Below are 21,209 nucleotides of genomic sequence, written 5' to 3'. Positions count from 1 at the left end.
AAAAAAATAAAACAAAGGGTTCAAAGGGGGTGCAACAAGTTAAAAAACTAATTTACAACCCTTCAACATATCTATCTAAATTTTCATTTACAGAAAGATTTAGCTTTTTCTTCAATCTAAAACGTGAAGATTTTACGGCTTCTAATGATGTATTTCGTATGCTAGCTACCTCTTTTCTACTCAAACCTATTCGAATTAATGAACAAATTTCGATATCTGTTTTAGTCAAATCTGGATGTAGCTCTTTTAATTTTTTAATAAACTCAAAATTTACCTGTTCTATATTTTGCTTAATCAACATGAGTTTAGCATTATCTGCCTTATTCGCTTTTAAATCTGCGATAATACTTTTAAGCGTTATTCCTTCTTTTTCATTAGATAGCTTCTGTAAATTATCTGCTATGCGTTCTTTAGATTTTATATGACGCATAGTTTCGCTTAGCAATTCATTAATTTCTTCAGTTTTGGTGGCTATTTTATTATTAAGCAAAATATTTTGATAGGCATGCTCTTTTATTTTTTGCTTATTTCTTAGATAAAGAACACTAAAAATTGCTAAGAAAAGTACAGTTAGTAAACCTATGACTGAATTTCTTCTGTTATTTACCAATTGCTGTGCTATTTGTAAACGTTTTTTCTCTTCAGTAAATTGTAAACTATCTCTATATTTTTGTTTATCAACTTCATGACTGATTTCTAGATTTTTTATTCTTTGTTGGCTCTTTGTGTTATAGACCTCCTTATTTAACTTCATGTAAGATTCTAAATCTTTAAGAGCCAAAGTGTTTTTATCTAATTCTTGATACATTTTGTAACGATTCTTATAAGCATTCATTAAGCTATGTTTTGACTTTACCTTAATCGCTTTATCTATTGCTGAATTTAGATACAATAGTGCTTTATCATACTTTTTAAGTCCCATATAAGTACGGCCTAAATTACTTTCTGTAGCTATGATTGATAGTCTTTTATTTATTTTTGTTACATAAGCGTAATATTCTAATAATAGCGGAAGCGCTTCTTTAAACCTGTCTGTTTTTGTAAGCATAACTGCCTTATTTCCTCTAGATTGCTGACCCCCTTCTTCATTATTGGCTTTTTTATGGTAATAAATTGCTTGATTTATTGAATAAAAAGCAGAATCTTGATATTCTTGTAACTGGTATACCCTTGATAGCATATCATAATTATTACCCAAACCTACATACCTTTTAAAGTGTTCATTAATTGCTATTGCTTTTTTAAAATATGTTTTAGCTTTTGAATATTCATTTTCATTTTTGTAAACAGATGCCATATTGTGATATGTAATTCCTAACTTCACAGTATCAGCAACTTCTATAAGTAATTTCTCGGCAGCAAAATAATGTTCTAAGGCCTCAGCATACCTACTTAATCTTCTTTTATAAATTCCTAAGTGTATTAATACTTTAATTTTTTGATCTCGAATGTCATAATCTGCATTTTTAAAGGTTTTAAGTATTTGAGTAGCGTAAATAGGTATTTTATCAAAATCTCTACCTTTTTGATGACCGCAAAATTTTAGGAGTGCTTCTACTTCTAAAGAATCAGTTTTTGCCTCTACCAGTTTTTTTGCTAAAGATCTTAATGTAGAATCTTTAACAATAGCAGTATATTCCTTAAGATATTTTTCCCGATCGTCTTTATAACCAGTAATAAACTTTTTAGTAATCTTATCTATAGAGATGCGTTTTGATTCTTCTCTATTTATAGTATCATTTATCTTTTTTGTGGATGCTATTTTACCTTGCCCTATTATACTGATGGTAGATAATAAAAAAAGAGAAAAAAGGATACGTTTAAACATGTAAGGGAAATTTAATGCAAAGTAATACATTACTTAATCTAGTACGGATTCAAAAAAAGGATATGAATTTAGACCTACGCTTTATAACTTCTTAATATATCTATCTAAATTTTCATTTATAGAAAGATTTAATTTTTTCTTCAATCTGAAACGTGAAGACTTCACAGCTTCTAATGATGTGTTTCTAACACTTGCTATCTCTTTTCTTCGTAAACCCACTCTAATTAACGAACAAATTTCTAAATCTGTTTTGGTTAAATTTGGATGCAAATCTTTTAATCTATTAAAGAACTCATTATCCAACTCTTCCATTTCACTTTTAATCTTAATCAAGTTGGCATCTTCAACCAATTCTGATTTTACATCAGCAATAATATTATAAATAGAAATAGATTCGTCTTCCGCAATAACTTTCTTAAGGTTTTCTACTAGTTTTTCTTTAGATTTTATCTGCTTATACGATTCTGATTTTAGCTCTGATATTTCTTCTTGTTTTTTATCCATTAAGGAAGATAGTTCTTCAAAATCTCCTGATAACTGAATAAGATCTTTTTCTCTCTGTTTTTGAATTTTCTTATTGACAAGAATTTGAAAAAAAACATAGACTAATAAACCATAGTTTATTAAGTACTTGCTTTGAATAATCAGCATTGCATTTAATAAATCATTAGCCAATAAAAAAGCAGCAACACACACTCCCAAAGCTATTACTTTAGCTAAAGGTCTTCCGTCTTTTAACGCTCGTATAACTTGATATCCTCCAACACCAATAAATAATAATCCATACACCTGAAAAAAAGGTGCGCTGAGCGTGGTATAATACACAGGTGCCAATAACACATAAACGATTCCTAACAATGCTATGACAACACTAGAAATCACAAATTTTGAATTTATATATCCTGGCAATAAGTAAACTTGATATAAAAATACAGAAGCTAGTCCCCCATAATATCCTATGTAGCGCATTCTTTGTACTATGCTAAAATCTATATTTGGAAAGAAATTATAGATTAATACTTCTCCAATAAATAATTGTCTAGATGCACCTAACAAACAAAACAACCCGAAAAATAAGTAAAACTTATACCTTGGAAAACTGTAAAAATTAATAATTTGACCTACTCCAAAAAGAATAATTACAAAAGTTATAATACCTTCTAATAAAGGTTTAGTTTTATTTTGTTGTTCAAAATAGCTTTGATCTTCTATAGTATTCAACATGGCAATTCCTCCTCCTAATCGATGTTTATGATTTGAAATCAAAAACATGATATCTAATACTGCTTCTTCAGGTAATTCTATTCTCAAAGGTCTACCGTCTAATTTTTCCGATGTACTCTCTTTAGAAATTTTACCATGAGAAGCTACCTTTCTTCCATTGATCCATACTTCTGCTCCTCCTAAAATTCTAGGAATATTTAAAATTATTTTATTTTTCTGATTGGTAAGCTGCCTTTTTAATGTTATACGATAAGTCCCATAGCCTTTTGAAGGATAATCTAATGTAGTCCATAATACAGGAGGCCACTCAATCTTTTCTGGTTTTTGTAATTTTTCAACAGAAAATTTTCCCTCGTCATCTAGAGGCCATTGTTTCCAGTAGAACAAACCGTCTCCTTGAAGAATAGTTGTTGGTTGCTCCTCAAAGTTTACTTGAGAAAAATCAATTACACCTTTTTCCAATCTAGGTTGTTGATTACTATCTAGATCACTACAACTAACAGTAAAACCTATTCCTATAAAGAATAGTATTTTAAAAAATAATTTATAATATGTTCTTTTTAACAAACTGCTCAAAATCCTAAATAAATTAACTTATTAAAAGATAATACAATAAATTCTATTTTGATTACAAAGATATAGACTAAATAATTAGCGCAACGCCCAAAAGACCTAAGAAATCTTATAAATAACTGATAATTATTTTTTTAGCAAAAAATTTATAATTTAGTAATATTATACTAATTTTGCCGTTCTTAGCTTTAGGATGATACATAATAGTTAAACCCCCATTGAGAGAATGAGTAGGAAAAAACACATAAAGCCAAATGGTTTTAAGTATTTAGTGGCTACGCTAGTAATACTGCTAATCGTTTATTCTTTTAAATTGAATAATGATTATCAGAAATTAGAAGATGCTTTTTCTGACCAGAAAATTGAACTTCAAGCTGAATTAGATGAAATTATTGACGATTATAAAAATATAAACGTTAAGAATAAGGATTTATCTCAACGCTTAGTGAAAGAAATTAATAAGATTATTGATCTTAGAGATTCTATCAAAAACTTGAAAAAAGCAAATTACAATCTGATTGTTAAATATTCTCGTAGAATTGTAAAATTAGAACGAGAAAATAGGCGCTTGTTTATTCAGGTTGACTCGTTAAACAAACAAAATTATGAGTTACTGCAAGAAAACATAGTGGTTACTCAACAATTAGAAGAAAAAAACAAGTCAGAAAAAAACCTGTTTAACGAAAACAAAGTACTTACTGCCAAGCAGAAAGAATTAAGAGCAAAGGTAGATGTAGCTGGTATTATTAAAGTAAAAAATATTTTAGCTTTAGCCATGAAAGAAAGAAGTAGTGGTAAGTTAACTAGCACTTCTAGGTCTAGAAGAACAGATGCTTTTAAGGTAAAGTTTGACTTAGAACCCAATCCAGTTACTGATCCTGGAAAAAAGGAAATTTTAATTCAAATTTTAGACGAAAATAAAAATGTAATCGCCGCTAAAGGTGATAAAAAAATAAAAGATGGTTCTACCATAGTGTTCAGTGATAATATTTACGCTGATTATGATAATACGCAATTGGGTGTAGTCTCATTAATTTTAGTAGATAGAGATGATATTGCTAAAGGAACTCACACAGTTAACACATATGTTGATGGTGTTTTTACAGGTAAAACACAAATAAAACTAAGATAAAATCTATTTTTATAGACTATAAAGTGAAGAATTACAATTTCTTCACTTTTTTTTTTAGAACGGGTAAAAAATTCAAACCAAATTTTATTTTTGCATCATGGCAAAACAAGAAGATCAATTTAAAAAGGTTATTTCTCACGCTAAAGAGTACGGATATATTTTTCAATCTTCAGAAATTTATGACGGTCTTAGTGCGGTATATGATTATGCTCAAAATGGAGTAGAATTAAAGAAAAATATTAGAGAATATTGGTGGAAAGCAATGGTGCAAATGAATGAAAATATAGTCGGTATAGATGCTGCTATATTAATGCACCCAACTACGTGGAAAGCATCTGGACACGTTGACGCTTTTAATGATCCTTTAATTGATAATAAAGACTCTAAAAAAAGATATAGAGCAGATGTTTTAGTAGAAGATTATTGTGCTAAAATTGAAGCTAAAATAGATAAAGAAGTTACCAAAGCTGGCAAAAGGTTTGGAGATGCTTTTGATAAAGAACAATTCTTAGCTACAAATCCTCGTGTTTTAGGATACCAAGAAAAAATAAATACTATTCTTTCTCGTTTAGCTAAATCTTTAGAAAATGAGGACTTAGCAGATGTAAAAGCGCTAATTGAAGAGTTAGAAATTGCAGATCCTTTAACTGGTTCTAAAAATTGGACAGATGTTAAACAATTCAATTTAATGTTTGGTACCAAATTAGGAGCTTCTGCTGATAGTGCAATGGATTTATATTTACGTCCTGAAACTGCTCAAGGAATTTTTGTTAACTTCTTAAATGTTCAAAAAACAGGTAGAATGAAGCTTCCGTTTGGAATTGCGCAAACAGGAAAAGCATTTAGAAATGAAATTGTTGCCCGACAATTTATTTTTAGAATGCGCGAGTTTGAACAAATGGAAATGCAATTCTTTATTAAACCAGGAACGCAAAAAGAATGGTATGAGCACTGGAAAGAAGCTCGTTTAAAGTGGCACTTGTCATTAGGAATGGGAGAAGATAATTATCGTTTCCATGATCATGAAAAATTAGCACACTATGCAGATGCTGCTGCTGATATTGAATTTAAATTCCCATTTGGATTTAAGGAATTAGAAGGAATCCATTCACGTACTGATTTTGATTTAAGTCAACATGAAGAATTCTCTGGTAAAAAACTACAGTATTTCGATCATGAAGAAAACAAGAGTTATGTACCTTACGTTTTAGAAACTTCTATTGGTTTGGATCGTATGTTTTTAGCTGTTTTCTCAAATGCATTACAAGAGGAAGAATTAGAGAATAATACCACTAGAACTGTATTAAAATTACCTGCTGTTTTGGCACCTACTAAAGCTGCTGTTTTACCTTTAGTAAAGAAAGACGGATTACCTGAAATTGCACGTAAAATTATTGACGATTTAAAATGGGATTTCAATGTTGCTTATGATGAAAAGGATGCTGTTGGAAGACGTTATCGCCGTCAAGATGCAGCTGGAACACCTTTCTGTATAACTGTAGATCATGATACTTTAGAAGATAATACAGTTACCATTCGTCATAGAGATACTATGGAGCAAAAAAGAGTAAAAATAGACGATTTAAGAGACATTATTAAACAAGAGGTAGATATGCGATATTGGTTAATGAAAATGTAATTAAAACATCTTATATGAATATGTAAAGCCCTTTAGCGAATTTGTTAAAGGGTTTTCTATTTTTGCACTATTAGTATGGTAATTATTTTACAAAAACAATGTCATCACGAGAAACGAAGCGATCTTGTATATCGAGAAATAGATTACTTCATTACGTTTCACTCCATTCGTAATGACAAGTTCTAACTATTTCATAATAAAAAATATAATTTTAGGCTCATGAAAAAAATTATTACAGTCTTGTTCATCATCTTCATTGTTTGGATGTGTGTAGGTATATATTTATTGAACACATTACATCCTAAAGCTCAAATTGTAATGGGATTAGGGGTTCTATACATGTCTTTTATATTAATGCCTGTATTTATTTATCATCGTTACAAAGATGGCAAATACAAGAAATATATTATAAACACAGACAAAAACAATACAAACAAAAAAGGTTGAGAAAATTCTCAACCTTTTTTATTTATGTTAACAATATTATATTAATTCACCAATGATGGAGAATAGTTTGTAGGATAATTATCTGCCTTAGCTAAACCGTCTTTAGCTTCCTTGAAATTAGTACCATACTTACTATCAATAGCTTCTAAAAACTTATTAGCCATTAAAGCATAACCTCTACCCGTTAAGTGTACTCCATCTAAACTAATTAGACCTCCAGTAACTAAACTAGTATTTAAAATATATGTATCAAACTCTAATCCTTGGTTAGCTGCAGTTTCTAAAATACTATTTAAATCTACAAAAGCAAGATTTTTACTATCTGCTATAGACTTTATAGTTACGTTATATGCATCTACTGCTTCTCTAATTTCAGCTTGCTCTTGAGGCGTTAATACCCACTTATCAGCTAAAGGTAAAGTAATACCCTCTGCCGAAAATTGACCTGCTAAAGTTTGTGGTAATAAACCTCCACTTGCCGTAATTAATTCCGCTACTTTATCTGTATTTACTGTACCAATTACACTACTTAAAGGTAAAACAAATAAGTCTTGAGCAGTTGCTGATCTAGCTTTTCCGTATTGATTACCTAATAACTGAGCTACTAATGGTGCAGCAGCAGCAGGTAAACCTAATGACTCAACAAAAGGCACAAACGTTGGACTAGCTCCTAAAGCCATAGCTATGTTAGCAGTTAAATCTGTAGCATCTTCATCATAAATCACTAAAGGATTTGAAGTATCTCTTGAGAATACAATAGATCTTTCAGCTTCTCCTGCCGCAGCGTATACTTGATTTACAGCTCCATAAACATTATTCAATAATGTGATTTGTCCAGATAAATCAGTATTTGTTCTTGGATCTAATGGATTGTAAGGCACTGTAGTAAAATGTGCTAAAGAAGTGATATATGGTAAATTAGCAATCACCCCTTTAGTTGCTGGGTTTGCAGTAAGCGCATCTACCATTCCAGATAATATATTACCAAATACATTTGGATCTGTAATATCAGCAGGTCCATAAGTAGAAGGATCTAAATTTCCTTTTTGATTTTCTCCAATACCTCCAGCTAAAGCATATCCTAATACATCATTACCACCAACTTCAGATAGTGTAAAAAATGTAGGTAACTTTGCGGCAGCATCACCAATAACTGTGGCTGTTGCTGAAGAAGAAAACCTAGCAAAATAAGGATTTGCCTGACCTAATGCCACACCAGCAACATTACCGTAACCAGGTGCTACAAAATGGAAACTCTTTGCTCCAGGTACCCCGTAATTATTCATACTGCCAGGTACAGCCATGGTTACTTCTGTAGACGGAGTAGCTCCTGTAGTTGCTAAAGAAGTTGGCCCTGTTCCATTAAAATATAATCTAGGTCCTTGAATTTGAGTTCCTCCTAGTAATAAACCTCCTACATTATCAGACATTAATGGTTGATTGAAATCTCCACCATTCGCTAAACCAAATTTAGTTGCTAAAATATTTGGGAATGAATTCTCTTGCCCAGCTTTAAATAAAGCGTTATCTGCAAATCCTGCAGTAAAAGATGCACCTACAGAAATATAATTTGAAAAATCTACATCAGCCACATTAAGTTCTGCCTGTGGTCCTTCTGGAGCTTTAATCTCCTCTAAATCATTATTAACATCACACGCTCCTAACCCTAAAAGAAGTGCTATAGGTAAACTATATTTTATTTTCATTCTACGTTGCTTTTTTTAATTATTAATTGTCCAAGAAATAAAGTACTGAGATCCTATTGCTCCAACACCCGGTGCACTTAAGTACTCTTGCCCTGTTAAGTTTGCTCCTCCTAATTTAAACACAGATTTGATTGAAGGAACTTTGTAATTAATCTGTGCATCAATAACTGTTCTGGCATCTATAGTTGCATCATGGAAAGTAGACTCCCAGAAGTACTCATCTTGCCATCTAGCGTTAATATTGAAACCAAAGTTTTCAAATAAGTTAGTATGACCAAATTGAACTTTTACTTTGTGCTCTGGAGTATTAAATCCAGCTTCAAAATCAGGATCAGAACTTTGATCAAAATCAAACTTAGCATAGGTATAGTTTAATCCTACATTGAAACCATTAAATACTTTAGTACTTAATCCAATAGTAGCACCATAAGAACTAATATCAGCTTCTGTATTAGTATATGCTGTAAATATTGTTGTATCACTATTTCTTAGAGCAGCTAAAGCTATATCATTTTCAGTAACTCCTGGAGAAACTTCAGTAGTACTACCTATTACACCATATAAAGGAGCTACAACATTTTCATTTGCAATAAAATCTTCATACTGGTTATAGTATACACTTAAATCTACACTTAATTTATTATCTGCTAAAGGAATTGCAGAACGGTATCCTACTTCATAAGCAGATACTTTTTCCGGTCTTACTAAATTAACATCAGCTTTAACTGGTGCTGCAATTTCTCCTCTTGTGAAAGCTTGGATAGAATTTAAAGAAAATGAATTATCATATCCATTTCTTCCTGTTAAACTGACGCTTGGAGCTCCTACTATAGCTTCTCCTGCTGCACTTAAATCAATTTGTGGTGTAACAAACCTATCTAAGTTATCTGGAGCAGAACCTATTAAGAAAGATCTACCAACATTTAAACCAATGTATTGATCTTGAGTAGTTGGGTTTCTAAATCCAGTTTGGAAAGATGCTCTGAAGTTATGGTTCTTCTCTTCACCAGCTGCATAAGCTACAGAAATTCTTGGTGACACATTTCCATCAAAATTTTGAGCTTTATCATAACGAATAGATCCTGTTAATTTTAATCTATCATCTAATAATTTTCTTTGTAATTGTGTATATAAACCAAACTCATCGTAAGTAATAGGTCCATCAAAATCAGTATAAATAGTTCCTCTAGAACGTAGATTATATTCTCTATAAGAACCTCCTACTTGAACTTCTGCAAAATCGATATACTCTTTTAAGTTCAAGTTAGCATCAACATGACGAATTTGAGACTCATCTTGGAATTTAGAACCCGTTGCTAAATCTGGATCAGCAATTACTTGTTGGAATAACCTATTGAACTCAGCAGAACCTGCTTCTGGTCTTACGCCTGATCCATCATTTCTTGGCACCCTAGTTGTTCCATTATTAATAAATCCGTCTGCATAATCTCTTGCAAACTGGTGGTTAGATGCTTGAACTCTTGGATCAGCTCCTAAATATGCTGCAGCATAATCTTGGAACCATGCTCTATCGCCTTTCCAAGCTCTGTTTAAGTTAATAGCAGTAAATCTTGTATCATAAGAATCTCCTGCATCTTCAGAAGTTAAATATCCTCTAACAAAGAAATACTTTCCTCTAAACTCTAATTTATGTTGCTCCATAAAGAAGTTGTTGATGTAGTAACGGTTTGCTCCTTGGTAAATAGTGTTACCTCTACCATATTTAGAATTCCAAATTACTTCTAAACGATCGTTACCCCATGGACGATAGTGTAAAGACGCACCGAATTTCATACTTCTAGCATCATAGTCCATTAAATCTCTTTCTCTGTAACCCGTTCTACTTACATTTCCGATAGCTCCTCCTAAATTAGTTGAAACCTCATCTCCGTAAGTATTTAAACCATCATAGTTAGGATCAGACGCTCTATCTCCAAACGTATATTCTCCATCTAAACTATTTCTCTCATCTGTTGCAAACCATTCTGTTCCTTTTAAATAAGAAATAGTTGCTTTAGCAGCAAAATAATCATCAAAAGTATGTGCTAATCTTAAACTTGTATCGTAAAATTCATTATTTCCTGCAGCATCTTGGCTAGTTAAACCTGTTTTAAATACAAAGCTAACTCCTGGATCATCAAAAGGACTCTTACTTGTCATAAACATGATACCGTTAAATGCATTTGCTCCATATAATGCAGAAGATGCACCAGGTAATAATTCAACACTCTTTACATCTAATTCAGATAAACCTAATAAGTTACCTAAAGCAAAGTTTAATGCTGGAGACGAATTATCCATTCCATCTACTAACTGCATAAAACGTGTATTTGCGAAAGTTGCAAATCCCCTAGTGTTAACAGATTTAAATGTTAAACTGTTTGTATTAATATCTACTCCTTTTAAGTTTTCTAAACCGTCATAAAAAGAAGGTGAAGATGTATTTTTAATTGCTCTAGAATCAAATCGTTCCACAGTTACTGGTGATTCCATAATTCTTTCAGGAGTTCTAGACGCCGAAACAACAACCTCATCTAATGCTGTTGCATTTTCTTTCAATGCAACTGTAACTACTTGATTGTTTTGTGTGATTTCTACTTTTTGTGTTTGATAACCTAATGAAGAAATTTCAATAGTAAATGGTGGTGTATCAGAAACTGTTAATGTAAACTTTCCATCAAAATCTGTATTTGTCCCAACAGACTTTCTAGAAACCTTAATGTCGGCTCCTGGCAGAGGCCCACCTAAAGTTGCATCATTAACCGTACCTGTTATGGTGGTCTGTGCAATCATTAAAGTGCTACTAAATAGTACTATTGTAGCAATTAATCTTTTCATCATAATGTAAATAATTTGTTAACTGAATTGCAAAATACAATTTTTTTTCATTCATAAAATATTTTAGCACTTATTATTACTATTTAATCAAAAAACTATGTGTTTTTTTATAATTATGACATTTTATGAATGAAAATGCATTCTTGTATTTTTTACTTGTAAATTTGTCTAAATTAATATTTGAATTTGGAAACAGTGTATTCAATTTCCGATTTTACACCAACTCAAGAAACCTATGTTACGATTGGTACTTTTGACGGGGTGCATATTGGTCACCAAAAGATAATTAAAAATTTAGTATCTCAAGCGAAAAGCAATGGAAAAAAATCTGTTTTGCTAACTTTTTTCCCGCATCCAAGAATGGTACTTCAAAAAGAAGTTTCTGTAAAACTCATAAATACCATAAATGAGCGTAAAGAATTATTAGAAAAAATAGGTTTAGACTATTTAATTATTCATCCTTTTAGTAGAGCGTTTTCAAGATTAACCGCATTAGATTTTGTGAGAGATATTTTAGTTAATCAATTAAAAACATCCAAACTAATTATTGGATACGATCATCACTTTGGAAAAAACAGAGAAGGTAACATAGAACAACTTTCAGAATTCTCTCAAATTTACAACTTTGAAATAGAAGAAATACCAGCACAAGATATAGATAGTGTTGCGGTAAGTTCTACAAAAATCAGAAATGCTTTAAAAAGTGGAGAGCTTAAAACTGCTAATGATTACTTAGGTTATGAATTTACATTAAAAGGTGAAGTTGTTAAAGGTGAAAATATTGGCACTAAAATAGGGTTTCCTACAGCAAATATAGTTATTGAAGAGGAGTATAAATTGATACCAAAATCAGGAGTATATATTGTAAAATCTCTTATAGAAGGTATCGAATATTTTGGAATGATGAATATTGGTAATAGACCTACACTTAATGGTAAAGATCAAACTATTGAAATTCATTTTTTCGACTTTCAAGATGATTTATATGGTAAAAACATCAATGTTCAGCTAATTTATTTTTTACGAGAAGAGCAAAAATTCAATTCAATACAAGATCTAACAACACAATTAAAATTAGACAAACAATCTTCATTAACATACATTGAGAATAATCTATAGTTATCCATTGTTTAAATGTTAGGCTTCGTGTATCTTTGTCGCTTAAAATTTTTAACTCATGTTACAAGTTCAGTTTGTTAGAGAAAACAAAGCTATTGTTTTAGAAGGATTAGCGAAACGAGGTTTTGCTAATGCGGAAGAAATTATTGATGAAATGTTAAACGCAGATGAAACCAGAAGAGCTACTCAAGTTTCATTAGATACCGTTTTAGCTGACTCTAACAAACTATCCAAGGAAATTGGAAGCTTATTTAAATCTGGTGAAGTACAAAAGGCAAATCTTTTAAAAGAAAAAACAAGTCAATTAAAAGAACACTCTAAACAGTTAACTGAGGATTTAAATACAGTTACTCAAAAACTTCAAGATTTATTATATCAAATTCCTAACGTACCACACACATCGGTAGTTGCAGGAAAAAGTGAAGAAGACAATGAGGAAATATTCCGTGAAGGAGATATTCCTGAATTAACTGACAATGCATTACCTCACTGGGAATTAGCTAAAAAATATGATATTATAGATTTTGATTTAGGATCTAAAATATCTGGAGCTGGATTTCCTGTATATAAAGGAAAAGGTGCTCGTTTACAACGTGCTTTAATTAGCTATTTTTTAGATAAAAACGCGGCAGCAGAATACAAAGAAGTTCAAGTTCCTCATTTGGTTAATGAGGCTTCGGGACTAGGGACTGGACAATTACCAGATAAAGAAGGACAAATGTATCATGTTACTGGAGATGATTTGTATTTAATTCCAACAGCAGAAGTACCTATAACCAATTTATACAGAAATACTCTAGTAAAAGAAAGTGATTTACCGATTACACTTACTGGGCATACACCATGTTTTCGTCGTGAAGCTGGTAGTTATGGTGCTCATGTTCGTGGGTTAAATCGTTTACACCAGTTCGATAAAGTTGAAATTGTTCGAATAGAGCATCCTGATAATTCTTACAAAGCTTTAGATGGAATGGTGGAACATATCAAAGGTATTTTAAGAGAATTAAAACTACCGTATAGAATTTTAAGATTATGTGGTGGTGATACTGGATTTACATCAGCGCTTACTTTCGATTTCGAATTGTATTCTACAGCTCAAGAGCGTTGGTTAGAAATTAGTTCAGCTTCTAATTTTGAAACATTTCAAGCAAATCGCTTAAAGTTACGTTTTAAGAACAGTGAAGGTAAAAATCAATTAGCACACACTTTAAATGGTAGTTCTTTAGCTTTACCAAGAGTGTTAGCTGGAATTTTAGAAAATTACCAGACAGAAGACGGTATTAAAATACCTGAAGTTTTAGTGCCGTATTGTGGATTTGAAATTATAGACTAAAAATAAAATATAGAGTTAGTAATCAGTGCGCGCCGCTGATTACTGATTTTATATTAATTCGAAACAACAACATTCATTAGTCTTTTATATTTGTTTACTTCTAACAAAGCCTCAAAATATTGAGCGATTTGTCCGTTTTTCATAAATTTTTTTGCTTTCTCGTTAGCTACTTCGTATTGTCTAGTTAAATTTTTCATGATAAAGTTGTATTAGTTATATATTGTATTAGACAAAGTTCGTGCCAAAATATTACAGTAAATTCAAAAAAATCATTCTTTTTAATTTAATTTTAACATTAAACTTGTTTATTTTTGAGTGATGATGAAACGTTTTTTCCTACTTATTTTTCTGATTAACAGCATAATTACCAGCGCTCAATCAAATGAATTTGCTTTAGCAGAAAATTATTATAGAAATAATGAATACAAAAAAGCTATTCAATTATATAAAGGTTTAGTAAACAAAAGTCCTTACAATACTACCTACTTACAAAGGCTAATTTCCTGCTATCAAGAGACAAATCAATTTAAAACAGCGGAAAGTGTTTTATTGGAAAAGCTAGAAAAAAGATCAAATCTTACTTTTTTAAATGTGATTATTGGCTACAATTATGAAAGACAGCAAGATACTATTGCTGCTAAAAAGTATTATAAAAAAGCCATAACATCTATAGCTAAACGGTCTGGTTATGGAGCCACCATTGCTAACATGTTTAAAAACTACAATAAGTTAGACTTAGCTATTGAGGCCTATAAAAAAACTTCTGAAACCAATAAAAATGTACATTATGAGTTTCAAATTGCCCAAATTCATGGTGAAAAAGGTAATTTTTCTCAAATGTTTGAAGAGTATATCAATTATTTAGATATTAATGATAATTACTTGAATACAGTTAAAAGGTTTACATCTAGGTATATTACTGACGATAGTGAGAATGAAAACAATATTTTGTTTAAGAAGGCACTTTTACGTAAATCAGCTAGTAATCCTAAAGATATCTGGAACGATCTTTTAAGTTGGTTGTTTATTACACAAAAAGACTATGGTAAAGCTTTCATTCAAAACAAAGCTTTATACCAAAGAGATCCTGAACATTTAGTTAAAATCTATGACTTAGGAGAGATTGCTTTTCAAAATAAAGATTATGAAACGGCTAAGAAATGTTTCGATTTTACCATTGAGAAATCCAATTTTCTAGAAGATAAATTTGGTGCTATATTAATGAATCTAAAAATTGCTATTGCTACCGATACGCCTGAAATTGAACAAAAATTCCAACAAGTATTTAATGAGTTTGGGGTTAATAGAAATACTTTTTCTATTCAAATAGCCTATGCGGATTATTTAACATTCAAAAAGAATCAGCCTGAAGAAGCGAAAAAAATACTTGAAGAAGCGATTAAGTTTGCTGATAATCGATATCAAAAAGCCAAAGTAAAATTAAAATTAGCAGATGTTTTAGTATATCAAGATACCTTTAACAAAGCCTTAATTTACTTTTCTCAAGTGCAATCTCGATTTAAAAACCACGAACTAGGGCAACAAGCACGATTTAAAGTAGCACAGACCTCATATTTTAAAGGTGATTTTAAATGGGCTAAAGCACAACTCAAGGTACTAAAGGGGTCTGCTTCACAACTTATTGCAAATGATGCTGCTGATTTATTTCTAATTATTTCTGATAATCAACCTAAAGATAGTCTTCCTAACGGATTATTATCATATGCAAAAGCAGATGTACTCGATTATCAAAATAAAAATGAAAAAGCAATCGCACTTTTACATAATATTTTAACAGAATTCAAAGGCCAATCAATCGAAGATGAAGCTTTATTTAAACAAGCCTCTCTATTTTCAAAAACAAAAAAGTTCAACGAAGCTATAGAAAATTATACTAAAATCATTAGTCTTGATCCTCAAGGGATTTTGGTGGATGATGCACATTATCAAATGGCTGAATTATATGCAAATGAATTGAACGATAATGAGAAAGCAAAAGAACATTATCAAAAAATAATTTTTGATTATCCATCTAGTATTTATTTGGTTGATGCTAGAAAGAAATTTAGAAAACTACGGGGAGACAATATATAAACACAGCAAATCACAATACAAATAAAAAAATATGTACATATACAACGTTACTATAAATATCGATGAAACTGTTCATGATGAATGGTTACATTGGATGCAAACCCATATTCCTGAAGTATTAGCTACAGGTAGATTTACAAGTGCTAAAATGGCTCAGGTTTTAGTAGAAGAAGAAATGGGAGGAGTTACCTATTCTATTCAGTATACTGCTAAAACTAGAGATGATTTAGATGATTATTATAAGCATGATGCTGAAAAGCTTCGCTCAGAAGGAATGAAAAAATTTGCTGATAAAATGTTGGCTTTTAGAACTGAATTAAAAGTTGTAAAAGAGTTTTATCCTACAGTGGTAAGTAACTAAGCAATGAAAATAAGATTTTTATCTTTTTTTATTTTTACAGCCCTTCTTTTATCTTGTTCAAAAAAGAATAATAAGAAAACTTTAATTGCAGAAAGAGATACCAAAATAGTTTCAATTTCTTATAAAGACACTATACAAAAAGAGTTTATTGCAAATAGTTTTGACTTTCCTGTGGGCATTCCAAATGCAAAAGGATATTATAATGCCCAAAAATTTCAAAAAAATTATCATTTAGGTGATGATTGGAATGCTGTTACAGGAGGTAATACTGATTTAGGTGATCCTATTTATACTATAGCCAACGGATACGTAAAAGAAACTAGAGATTATGGTGGTGGTTGGGGAAACGTAATACGAATTTTGCATTTTCTACCTAATGAAAAAATAGTAGAATCATTATATGCGCATTGTGATACCATACTTACAACTCAAGATAAATGGATAACTAAAGGTACTAAAATTGGCACTATAGGCACTGCAAATGGCGCATATTATGCACACTTGCATTTTGAAATAAGAGAAGATATTACATTACCTTTGGGCAATGGATATTCGAAGAATAGTAAAGGATATGTAGATCCGACCGATTTCATAAAAAAACATAGAATAGTACAAGATGAGCGTTAGAGCGAAAAAACACCTAGGACAGCATTTTTTAACGGATGAAAATATAGCGAATAAAATAGCGGACTCGTTAACTGAAAAAGGATACGATCAGGTATTAGAAATTGGTCCAGGAATGGGTGTCCTTACTAAACATATTCTTAGAAAAAGAAAGTTTAAAGTTACCGTAATGGAATTGGATTCTGAATCTGTAACGTATTTACACGAAGTTTTTCCTGTAGAACACATAAAACTTGACACTTCAAAAGAGAACTTTACTATTATTGAAGGCGATTTCCTCAAACAAAATCTTCATCAAATATTTAATGGAGAACAGGTTGCTATAATTGGTAATTTTCCTTACAATATTTCTACTCAAATTGTATTTAAAGCCATTGAAAATCGTGACATCGTGCCTGAATTTTCAGGAATGTTTCAAAAGGAAGTAGCACAACGAATTGCTGAAAAAAAAGGAAGTAAAGCTTATGGTATTTTATCTGTAATTGCCCAAGCTTTCTATGACGTTGAATATTTATTCACTGTCCCTCCTACAGTATTTGATCCACCTCCAAAAGTAAACTCTGGAGTAATGCGTATGATTCGAAAAGAGAATTATACCTTACCTGTAGATGAGAAACTATTTATTCGAGTAGTTAAAACTGCATTTAATCAAAGAAGAAAAATGTTACGAAGCAGTTTAAAATCTATGAATCTCTCGGATAACTTAAAACAAGACCCTATATTTGCCATGCGTCCCGAACAATTATCGGTACAAGAATTTATAGAATTGACGGACAAAATAGCAAGTCATGGCGATAGAAATAACGAAAGAACTTCTTGAAAACGTTTCCAACTTAATCGCAAATCAAAAAGATACTGCGCTTTCTGATCTTTTTACTGATGTACACCATGCTGACATTGCTGAAGTTTTAGATGAATTAAACTTTGATGAAGCTGTTTATATTATACGCCTCCTAGATAGTGAAACAACTTCTGAGGTATTAATGGATGTTGATGACGATGTTCGTGAAAAAGTATTAGAACAATTATCTGCCAAAGAAATTGCTGAAGAAATTGAAGAATTAGATACTGATGATGCTGCCGATGTAATTGCTGAACTTCCAGAAGGACGTAAAGAAGCAGTAATGCAACAAATTGAAGACGAAGAGCATGCTAAAGAAATTGTTGAATTACTTCGATTTGATGAAAGCTCTGCCGGAGGTTTAATGGCCAAAGAGCTTGTAAAAGTTAATGAAAATTGGTCGATATTAGGTTGTGTAACCAGAATGCGTGAACAAGCCGCAGAAGTTACTAGAGTACATTCTATTTATGTAGTTGATGATAGCGGAAAACTCAAAGGTCGGTTATCATTAAAAGATTTATTGATGGCTTCTACAAGGTCTAAAATTGCCGATGTATACATTCCTAGGGTAGATTTTGTAAATGTTCATGATGATGCAGAAGATGTGGCAAATAAAATGCGTAAATACGATTTAGAAGCCATTCCTGTAGTAGATGAGTTGGGTATTTTAGTAGGTAGAATTACTATTGATGATATTGTAGATGTAATTAAAGAAGAAGCTGATAAAGATTATCAATTAGCTGCTGGTATTACACAAGATGTAGAAGCGGATGATACTATTTTAGAGCTAACCCGAGCACGTTTACCTTGGTTATTTTTAGGATTGATCGGTGGAATTGGTGCTTTTTTAATTATGGGCGGATTTGAAGATTCTTTTAAAGAAAATGCTGTACTATTCTTTTTTACTCCATTAATTGCTGCAATGGCTGGAAATGTAGGGGTTCAATCCTCTGCTATTATCGTTCAAGGTTTAGCCAATGATGATGTAAAAGGAAGTATAAACCAACGTCTCATTAAAGAAATGCTATTAGCAACACTCAATGGTATTGCTTTAGCTATTGTTCTCTTTCTATTTATTTATATCTATAACGGACAATTAGAGACTTCTTTTGCTGTTTCTGTATCCTTAGTAGTCGTTATTATAGTAGCAGGGCTTATTGGTACTTTTATTCCATTATTTCTTGATAAAAGAGGTATAGATCCAGCTATAGCTACAGGTCCCTTTATTACTACTAGTAATGATATTTTTGGGATTTTAATCTATTTTACTATTGCTAAACTAATTTTGGGAGTTTAATTCTCGTTACTCTTTTAGACTTTATTTTTAGATGATTTTTTTTACCATAGGCATGGTATTTGCTGATAAGTGAAAAACTTAAATACATCTAAAACATGAAAAATAATCTACTACTAATAGTATCTACGCTTTTATTAATTCTTTCTGGCTGCAACGATAATGAAAATTCTAACTCTATAGAAAAGCTTAATGAATTTAAAATGCTAGTAGATGATGAATTATGGCTACCCTCACAGATAGATAAAGACTTCTGTATGCATACTTTCTCTTGTTCACGATCTGAAATTGACGGTAAACCTTTATATACTATTAAAGCTTACAGGGACTCTAACCTAATAACTGATCTAACGAGTGAAAACTTTTTTCATATGCAAATAATGAATGTAAATAGCATAGGTAAATACTCGATTTCTGACGCTGAAGGACACTTTAAAAATTATGCAAAGTTCTTTATTAATAAAGATGGAAAAAGAAAGTTCTATAGAAACAGTACAAACAATGACTTTGAGGTTGAAATACTGGAGTTTTTCCCAAAAGAAATAAGTTTTTTAACTGGAATTCGTGGTAAATTTTCAGGTAAGTTATACAACGTTGAAGACAAAAATGATTTTATAGAAATTACTAATGCTACTTTCTCATTTAAAAAGACAAATACAACTACCTTCAATCAATGTAATAACGATTAAAACTAAATGACAGATTATAAATTTGCTTGCACATACAAATATTGAAATTTATTCTTTTTAACTCACTTTCATTGCTGCTTCGTAAACATCTTTAGTTAGCTTATCAATCAATTCTTCTCCGATTAATGCAGCATATCTTTTTTCAAATCGTTCAATGCAAATTTTAATCTGTTTCATTATACTCTTACCTTCTTTCGTTAAACGTACTTCGGTGCTTCTACCAACCTGCTTACGTTGCAACAAATTTCTGTTTTCCATTTTTTCAATAAGTCTAGTAACTGTAGAAGGTGTAAGCTCTAATGATTCGCTAATTTTTTTCGGGTTAATTTTATCTTGAGCAGCTACTTCCATTAAAAGATAAGCATACGATGAAGTTAAATTTAATACTGCTAATTCTTCATCCATTAATTTAGTCATACTTCTAGCTAATACATTAGAAGCATGGCATAAGCATACAGAATATTTAGATTTTGTTTTAGTCATCACTTACAAAAATAAATATTTTTGTTTGTACATACAAATACATCTGTATTTTGCTTGGTTATTCAGTTAATTTTAATGGCAATATTATAAATTTAAAACAGTATATCCTCATTTTTTCACAATAAACAACCTCTTTTATTAACATAAGTGAAAAAAGAAGTCAATTCTTATTACTACTTTTAAAGGATACAAATTAAATAACCAAATATTTTGAAAAGAAAAAACATACTTATTACTGGTGCTAGCTCTGGTTTAGGAAGTGGAATGGCTAGAGAATTTGCCAAACAAGGTTGTAATCTGGCTTTATGCGCAAGACGAGTAGAAAAATTGGAAAGCTTAAAAACTGAGTTAGAAAGCATAAATAGTAGTATTCATGTTTTCATCAGACCTCTAGATGTCACTATTCAAGAAGATGTTTTTAAAATCTTTCAAGCATTCAAAAACGATTTTGAGTCTATTGGTGGAAATTTAGATCGTGTAATTGTAAATGCGGGTATGGGTAAAGGAGCTCCTTTAGGCAAAGGATTCGCTAAGCAAAATATGCAAACAGCAGTAACTAACTTCTGTGGTGCTCTAAATCAAATGGAAGCGGCTATGGAAATTTTTAGAGCTCAAAACAACGGTCATTTAGTCGCTGTCTCTTCAATGTCTGCCTTTAGAGGATATCCAAGAGCCATGAATGTTTATGCGGCTACAAAAGCAGCATTAAAAAGCCTAGCGGAAGGTGCTAGGATAGACATGCTGAATAAGCCTATTACTGTATCCACCATTTTCCCTGGTTTTATTCAATCTGAAATGACTGATAGTATAGGTAAACCACCTCCTTTCATGATTCCTCTTGAAAAAGGTTCTAAACTTTTAGTAAAGGCTATAAATAAAGAAAAAGCCAATGCATATGTACCTTTTTATCCTTGGTATTTTATTAAACTATTAATGCCCTTTATGACATTAAAAATGTTGAAGAAATTTTAAATCTCGTATCAA

17 protein-coding genes are annotated in these 21,209 nt (G+C 31.2%); 11 read left to right on the top strand and 6 right to left on the bottom strand.

The features are described from left to right. Positions 1-52: 52 nt before the first annotated feature. Positions 53-1,828 carry a tetratricopeptide repeat protein gene (locus BVC87_RS06445; protein ID WP_075341535.1) on the bottom strand — a complete coding sequence of 592 codons (1,776 nt, stop codon included), beginning with the start codon at positions 1,826-1,828 and terminating at the stop codon, positions 53-55. 81 nt (positions 1,829-1,909) lie between these two features. Beyond that, positions 1,910-3,619 carry a 7TM diverse intracellular signaling domain-containing protein gene (locus BVC87_RS06440; protein ID WP_075341534.1) on the bottom strand — a complete coding sequence of 570 codons (1,710 nt, stop codon included), beginning with the start codon at positions 3,617-3,619 and terminating at the stop codon, positions 1,910-1,912. 232 nt (positions 3,620-3,851) lie between these two features. Between BVC87_RS06440 and BVC87_RS06435 the strand changes: the two genes are divergently transcribed. Beyond that, positions 3,852-4,757, top strand: a complete 906-nt coding sequence (locus BVC87_RS06435; protein WP_075341533.1) for a hypothetical protein — start codon at positions 3,852-3,854, stop codon at positions 4,755-4,757. Positions 4,758-4,854: 97 nt separating this feature from the next. Then, the gene (locus tag BVC87_RS06430) at positions 4,855-6,396 is read left to right on the top strand and encodes a glycine--tRNA ligase (protein ID WP_075341532.1); all 1,542 of its coding nucleotides are present in this window, start codon (positions 4,855-4,857) and stop codon (positions 6,394-6,396) included. 488 nt (positions 6,397-6,884) lie between these two features. Here BVC87_RS06430 and BVC87_RS06420 read toward each other — a convergent pair whose 3' ends face one another. Both BVC87_RS06420 and BVC87_RS06415 read right to left on the bottom strand, forming a co-directional pair. After that, positions 6,885-8,549 carry an SGNH/GDSL hydrolase family protein gene (locus BVC87_RS06420; RefSeq protein WP_075341530.1) on the bottom strand — a complete coding sequence of 555 codons (1,665 nt, stop codon included), beginning with the start codon at positions 8,547-8,549 and terminating at the stop codon, positions 6,885-6,887. A gap of 15 nt (positions 8,550-8,564) precedes the next feature. After that, positions 8,565-11,387, bottom strand: a complete 2,823-nt coding sequence (locus BVC87_RS06415) for a TonB-dependent receptor (RefSeq protein ID WP_200799170.1) — start codon at positions 11,385-11,387, stop codon at positions 8,565-8,567. Positions 11,388-11,573: 186 nt separating this feature from the next. On the opposite strand from BVC87_RS06415, the gene BVC87_RS06410 reads away from it, so the two are divergent. Then, on the top strand, positions 11,574-12,506 hold the full coding sequence (locus BVC87_RS06410; RefSeq protein WP_075341528.1) for a bifunctional riboflavin kinase/FAD synthetase: 933 nt from the start codon (positions 11,574-11,576) through the stop codon (positions 12,504-12,506). A 58-nt stretch (positions 12,507-12,564) separates the two neighbouring features. Beyond that, a complete protein-coding gene (serS, locus tag BVC87_RS06405) occupies positions 12,565-13,839 on the top strand; it encodes a serine--tRNA ligase (protein WP_075341527.1) in 1,275 nt (424 codons plus the stop codon). A gap of 53 nt (positions 13,840-13,892) precedes the next feature. Here serS and BVC87_RS23670 read toward each other — a convergent pair whose 3' ends face one another. Beyond that, complete coding sequence (locus BVC87_RS23670) at positions 13,893-14,036, bottom strand: hypothetical protein (RefSeq protein WP_200799167.1); 144 nt, start codon at positions 14,034-14,036, stop codon at positions 13,893-13,895. A 124-nt stretch (positions 14,037-14,160) separates the two neighbouring features. Here BVC87_RS23670 and BVC87_RS06400 point away from each other — a divergent pair, with 124 nt between their 5' ends. The 6 genes from BVC87_RS06400 (at position 14,161) to BVC87_RS06375 (ending at position 19,742) form a co-directional block, all read left to right on the top strand. Then, positions 14,161-15,933 carry a tetratricopeptide repeat protein gene (locus BVC87_RS06400; protein WP_099098834.1) on the top strand — a complete coding sequence of 591 codons (1,773 nt, stop codon included), beginning with the start codon at positions 14,161-14,163 and terminating at the stop codon, positions 15,931-15,933. Between the two features lie 31 nt (positions 15,934-15,964). Further along, entirely contained in the window at positions 15,965-16,294 is a 330-nt protein-coding gene (locus BVC87_RS06395) for a DUF4286 family protein (protein ID WP_075341525.1), read from the top strand. Between the two features lie 3 nt (positions 16,295-16,297). Beyond that, entirely contained in the window at positions 16,298-16,921 is a 624-nt protein-coding gene (locus BVC87_RS06390; protein ID WP_075341524.1) for a M23 family metallopeptidase, read from the top strand. After that, a complete protein-coding gene (gene rsmA / locus BVC87_RS06385; protein ID WP_075341523.1) occupies positions 16,911-17,738 on the top strand; it encodes a 16S rRNA (adenine(1518)-N(6)/adenine(1519)-N(6))-dimethyltransferase RsmA in 828 nt (275 codons plus the stop codon). Before BVC87_RS06390 ends, rsmA begins: the two co-directional genes overlap by 11 nt. Then, positions 17,707-19,056 carry a magnesium transporter gene (gene mgtE / locus BVC87_RS06380; RefSeq protein ID WP_075341522.1) on the top strand — a complete coding sequence of 450 codons (1,350 nt, stop codon included), beginning with the start codon at positions 17,707-17,709 and terminating at the stop codon, positions 19,054-19,056. Before rsmA ends, mgtE begins: the two co-directional genes overlap by 32 nt. A 95-nt stretch (positions 19,057-19,151) precedes the next feature. Then, positions 19,152-19,742 carry a DUF5025 domain-containing protein gene (locus tag BVC87_RS06375; protein WP_075341521.1) on the top strand — a complete coding sequence of 197 codons (591 nt, stop codon included), beginning with the start codon at positions 19,152-19,154 and terminating at the stop codon, positions 19,740-19,742. 57 nt (positions 19,743-19,799) lie between these two features. Here the strand turns inward: BVC87_RS06375 and BVC87_RS06370 are convergent, their stop codons facing one another. Continuing rightward, complete coding sequence (locus BVC87_RS06370; protein ID WP_075341520.1) at positions 19,800-20,225, bottom strand: MarR family winged helix-turn-helix transcriptional regulator; 426 nt, start codon at positions 20,223-20,225, stop codon at positions 19,800-19,802. 210 nt (positions 20,226-20,435) lie between these two features. Between BVC87_RS06370 and BVC87_RS06365 the strand changes: the two genes are divergently transcribed. After that, positions 20,436-21,197, top strand: a complete 762-nt coding sequence (locus tag BVC87_RS06365) for an SDR family oxidoreductase (RefSeq protein WP_075341519.1) — start codon at positions 20,436-20,438, stop codon at positions 21,195-21,197. The last annotated feature ends 12 nt before the right edge of the window (positions 21,198-21,209 follow it).

It is taken from the genome of Tenacibaculum agarivorans (assembly GCF_001936575.1).
GTDB classification, from domain to species: domain Bacteria; phylum Bacteroidota; class Bacteroidia; order Flavobacteriales; family Flavobacteriaceae; genus Polaribacter; species Polaribacter agarivorans.
The sequence above is the reverse complement of the archived record's forward strand: the minus strand, read 5'-3'. Positions and strand labels throughout refer to the sequence as shown.

Excerpts from the sequence above, each read along its gene's own strand:
- BVC87_RS06445 (WP_075341535.1), bottom strand. The coding sequence starts at position 1,828 with ATGTTTAAACGTATCCTTTTTTCTCTTTTTTTATTATCTACCATCAGT.
- BVC87_RS06435 (WP_075341533.1), top strand. The coding sequence starts at position 3,852 with ATGAGTAGGAAAAAACACATAAAGCCAAATGGTTTTAAGTATTTAGTG.
- BVC87_RS06430 (WP_075341532.1), top strand. The coding sequence starts at position 4,855 with ATGGCAAAACAAGAAGATCAATTTAAAAAGGTTATTTCTCACGCTAAA.
- BVC87_RS06420 (WP_075341530.1), bottom strand. The coding sequence starts at position 8,549 with ATGAAAATAAAATATAGTTTACCTATAGCACTTCTTTTAGGGTTAGGA.
- BVC87_RS06415 (WP_200799170.1), bottom strand. The coding sequence starts at position 11,387 with ATGAAAAGATTAATTGCTACAATAGTACTATTTAGTAGCACTTTAATG.
- serS (WP_075341527.1), top strand. The coding sequence starts at position 12,565 with ATGTTACAAGTTCAGTTTGTTAGAGAAAACAAAGCTATTGTTTTAGAA.
- BVC87_RS23670 (WP_200799167.1), bottom strand. The coding sequence starts at position 14,036 with ATGAAAAATTTAACTAGACAATACGAAGTAGCTAACGAGAAAGCAAAA.
- BVC87_RS06400 (WP_099098834.1), top strand. The coding sequence starts at position 14,161 with ATGAAACGTTTTTTCCTACTTATTTTTCTGATTAACAGCATAATTACC.
- BVC87_RS06395 (WP_075341525.1), top strand. The coding sequence starts at position 15,965 with ATGTACATATACAACGTTACTATAAATATCGATGAAACTGTTCATGAT.
- BVC87_RS06390 (WP_075341524.1), top strand. The coding sequence starts at position 16,298 with ATGAAAATAAGATTTTTATCTTTTTTTATTTTTACAGCCCTTCTTTTA.
- rsmA (WP_075341523.1), top strand. The coding sequence starts at position 16,911 with ATGAGCGTTAGAGCGAAAAAACACCTAGGACAGCATTTTTTAACGGAT.
- mgtE (WP_075341522.1), top strand. The coding sequence starts at position 17,707 with ATGGCGATAGAAATAACGAAAGAACTTCTTGAAAACGTTTCCAACTTA.
- BVC87_RS06375 (WP_075341521.1), top strand. The coding sequence starts at position 19,152 with ATGAAAAATAATCTACTACTAATAGTATCTACGCTTTTATTAATTCTT.
- BVC87_RS06370 (WP_075341520.1), bottom strand. The coding sequence starts at position 20,225 with ATGACTAAAACAAAATCTAAATATTCTGTATGCTTATGCCATGCTTCT.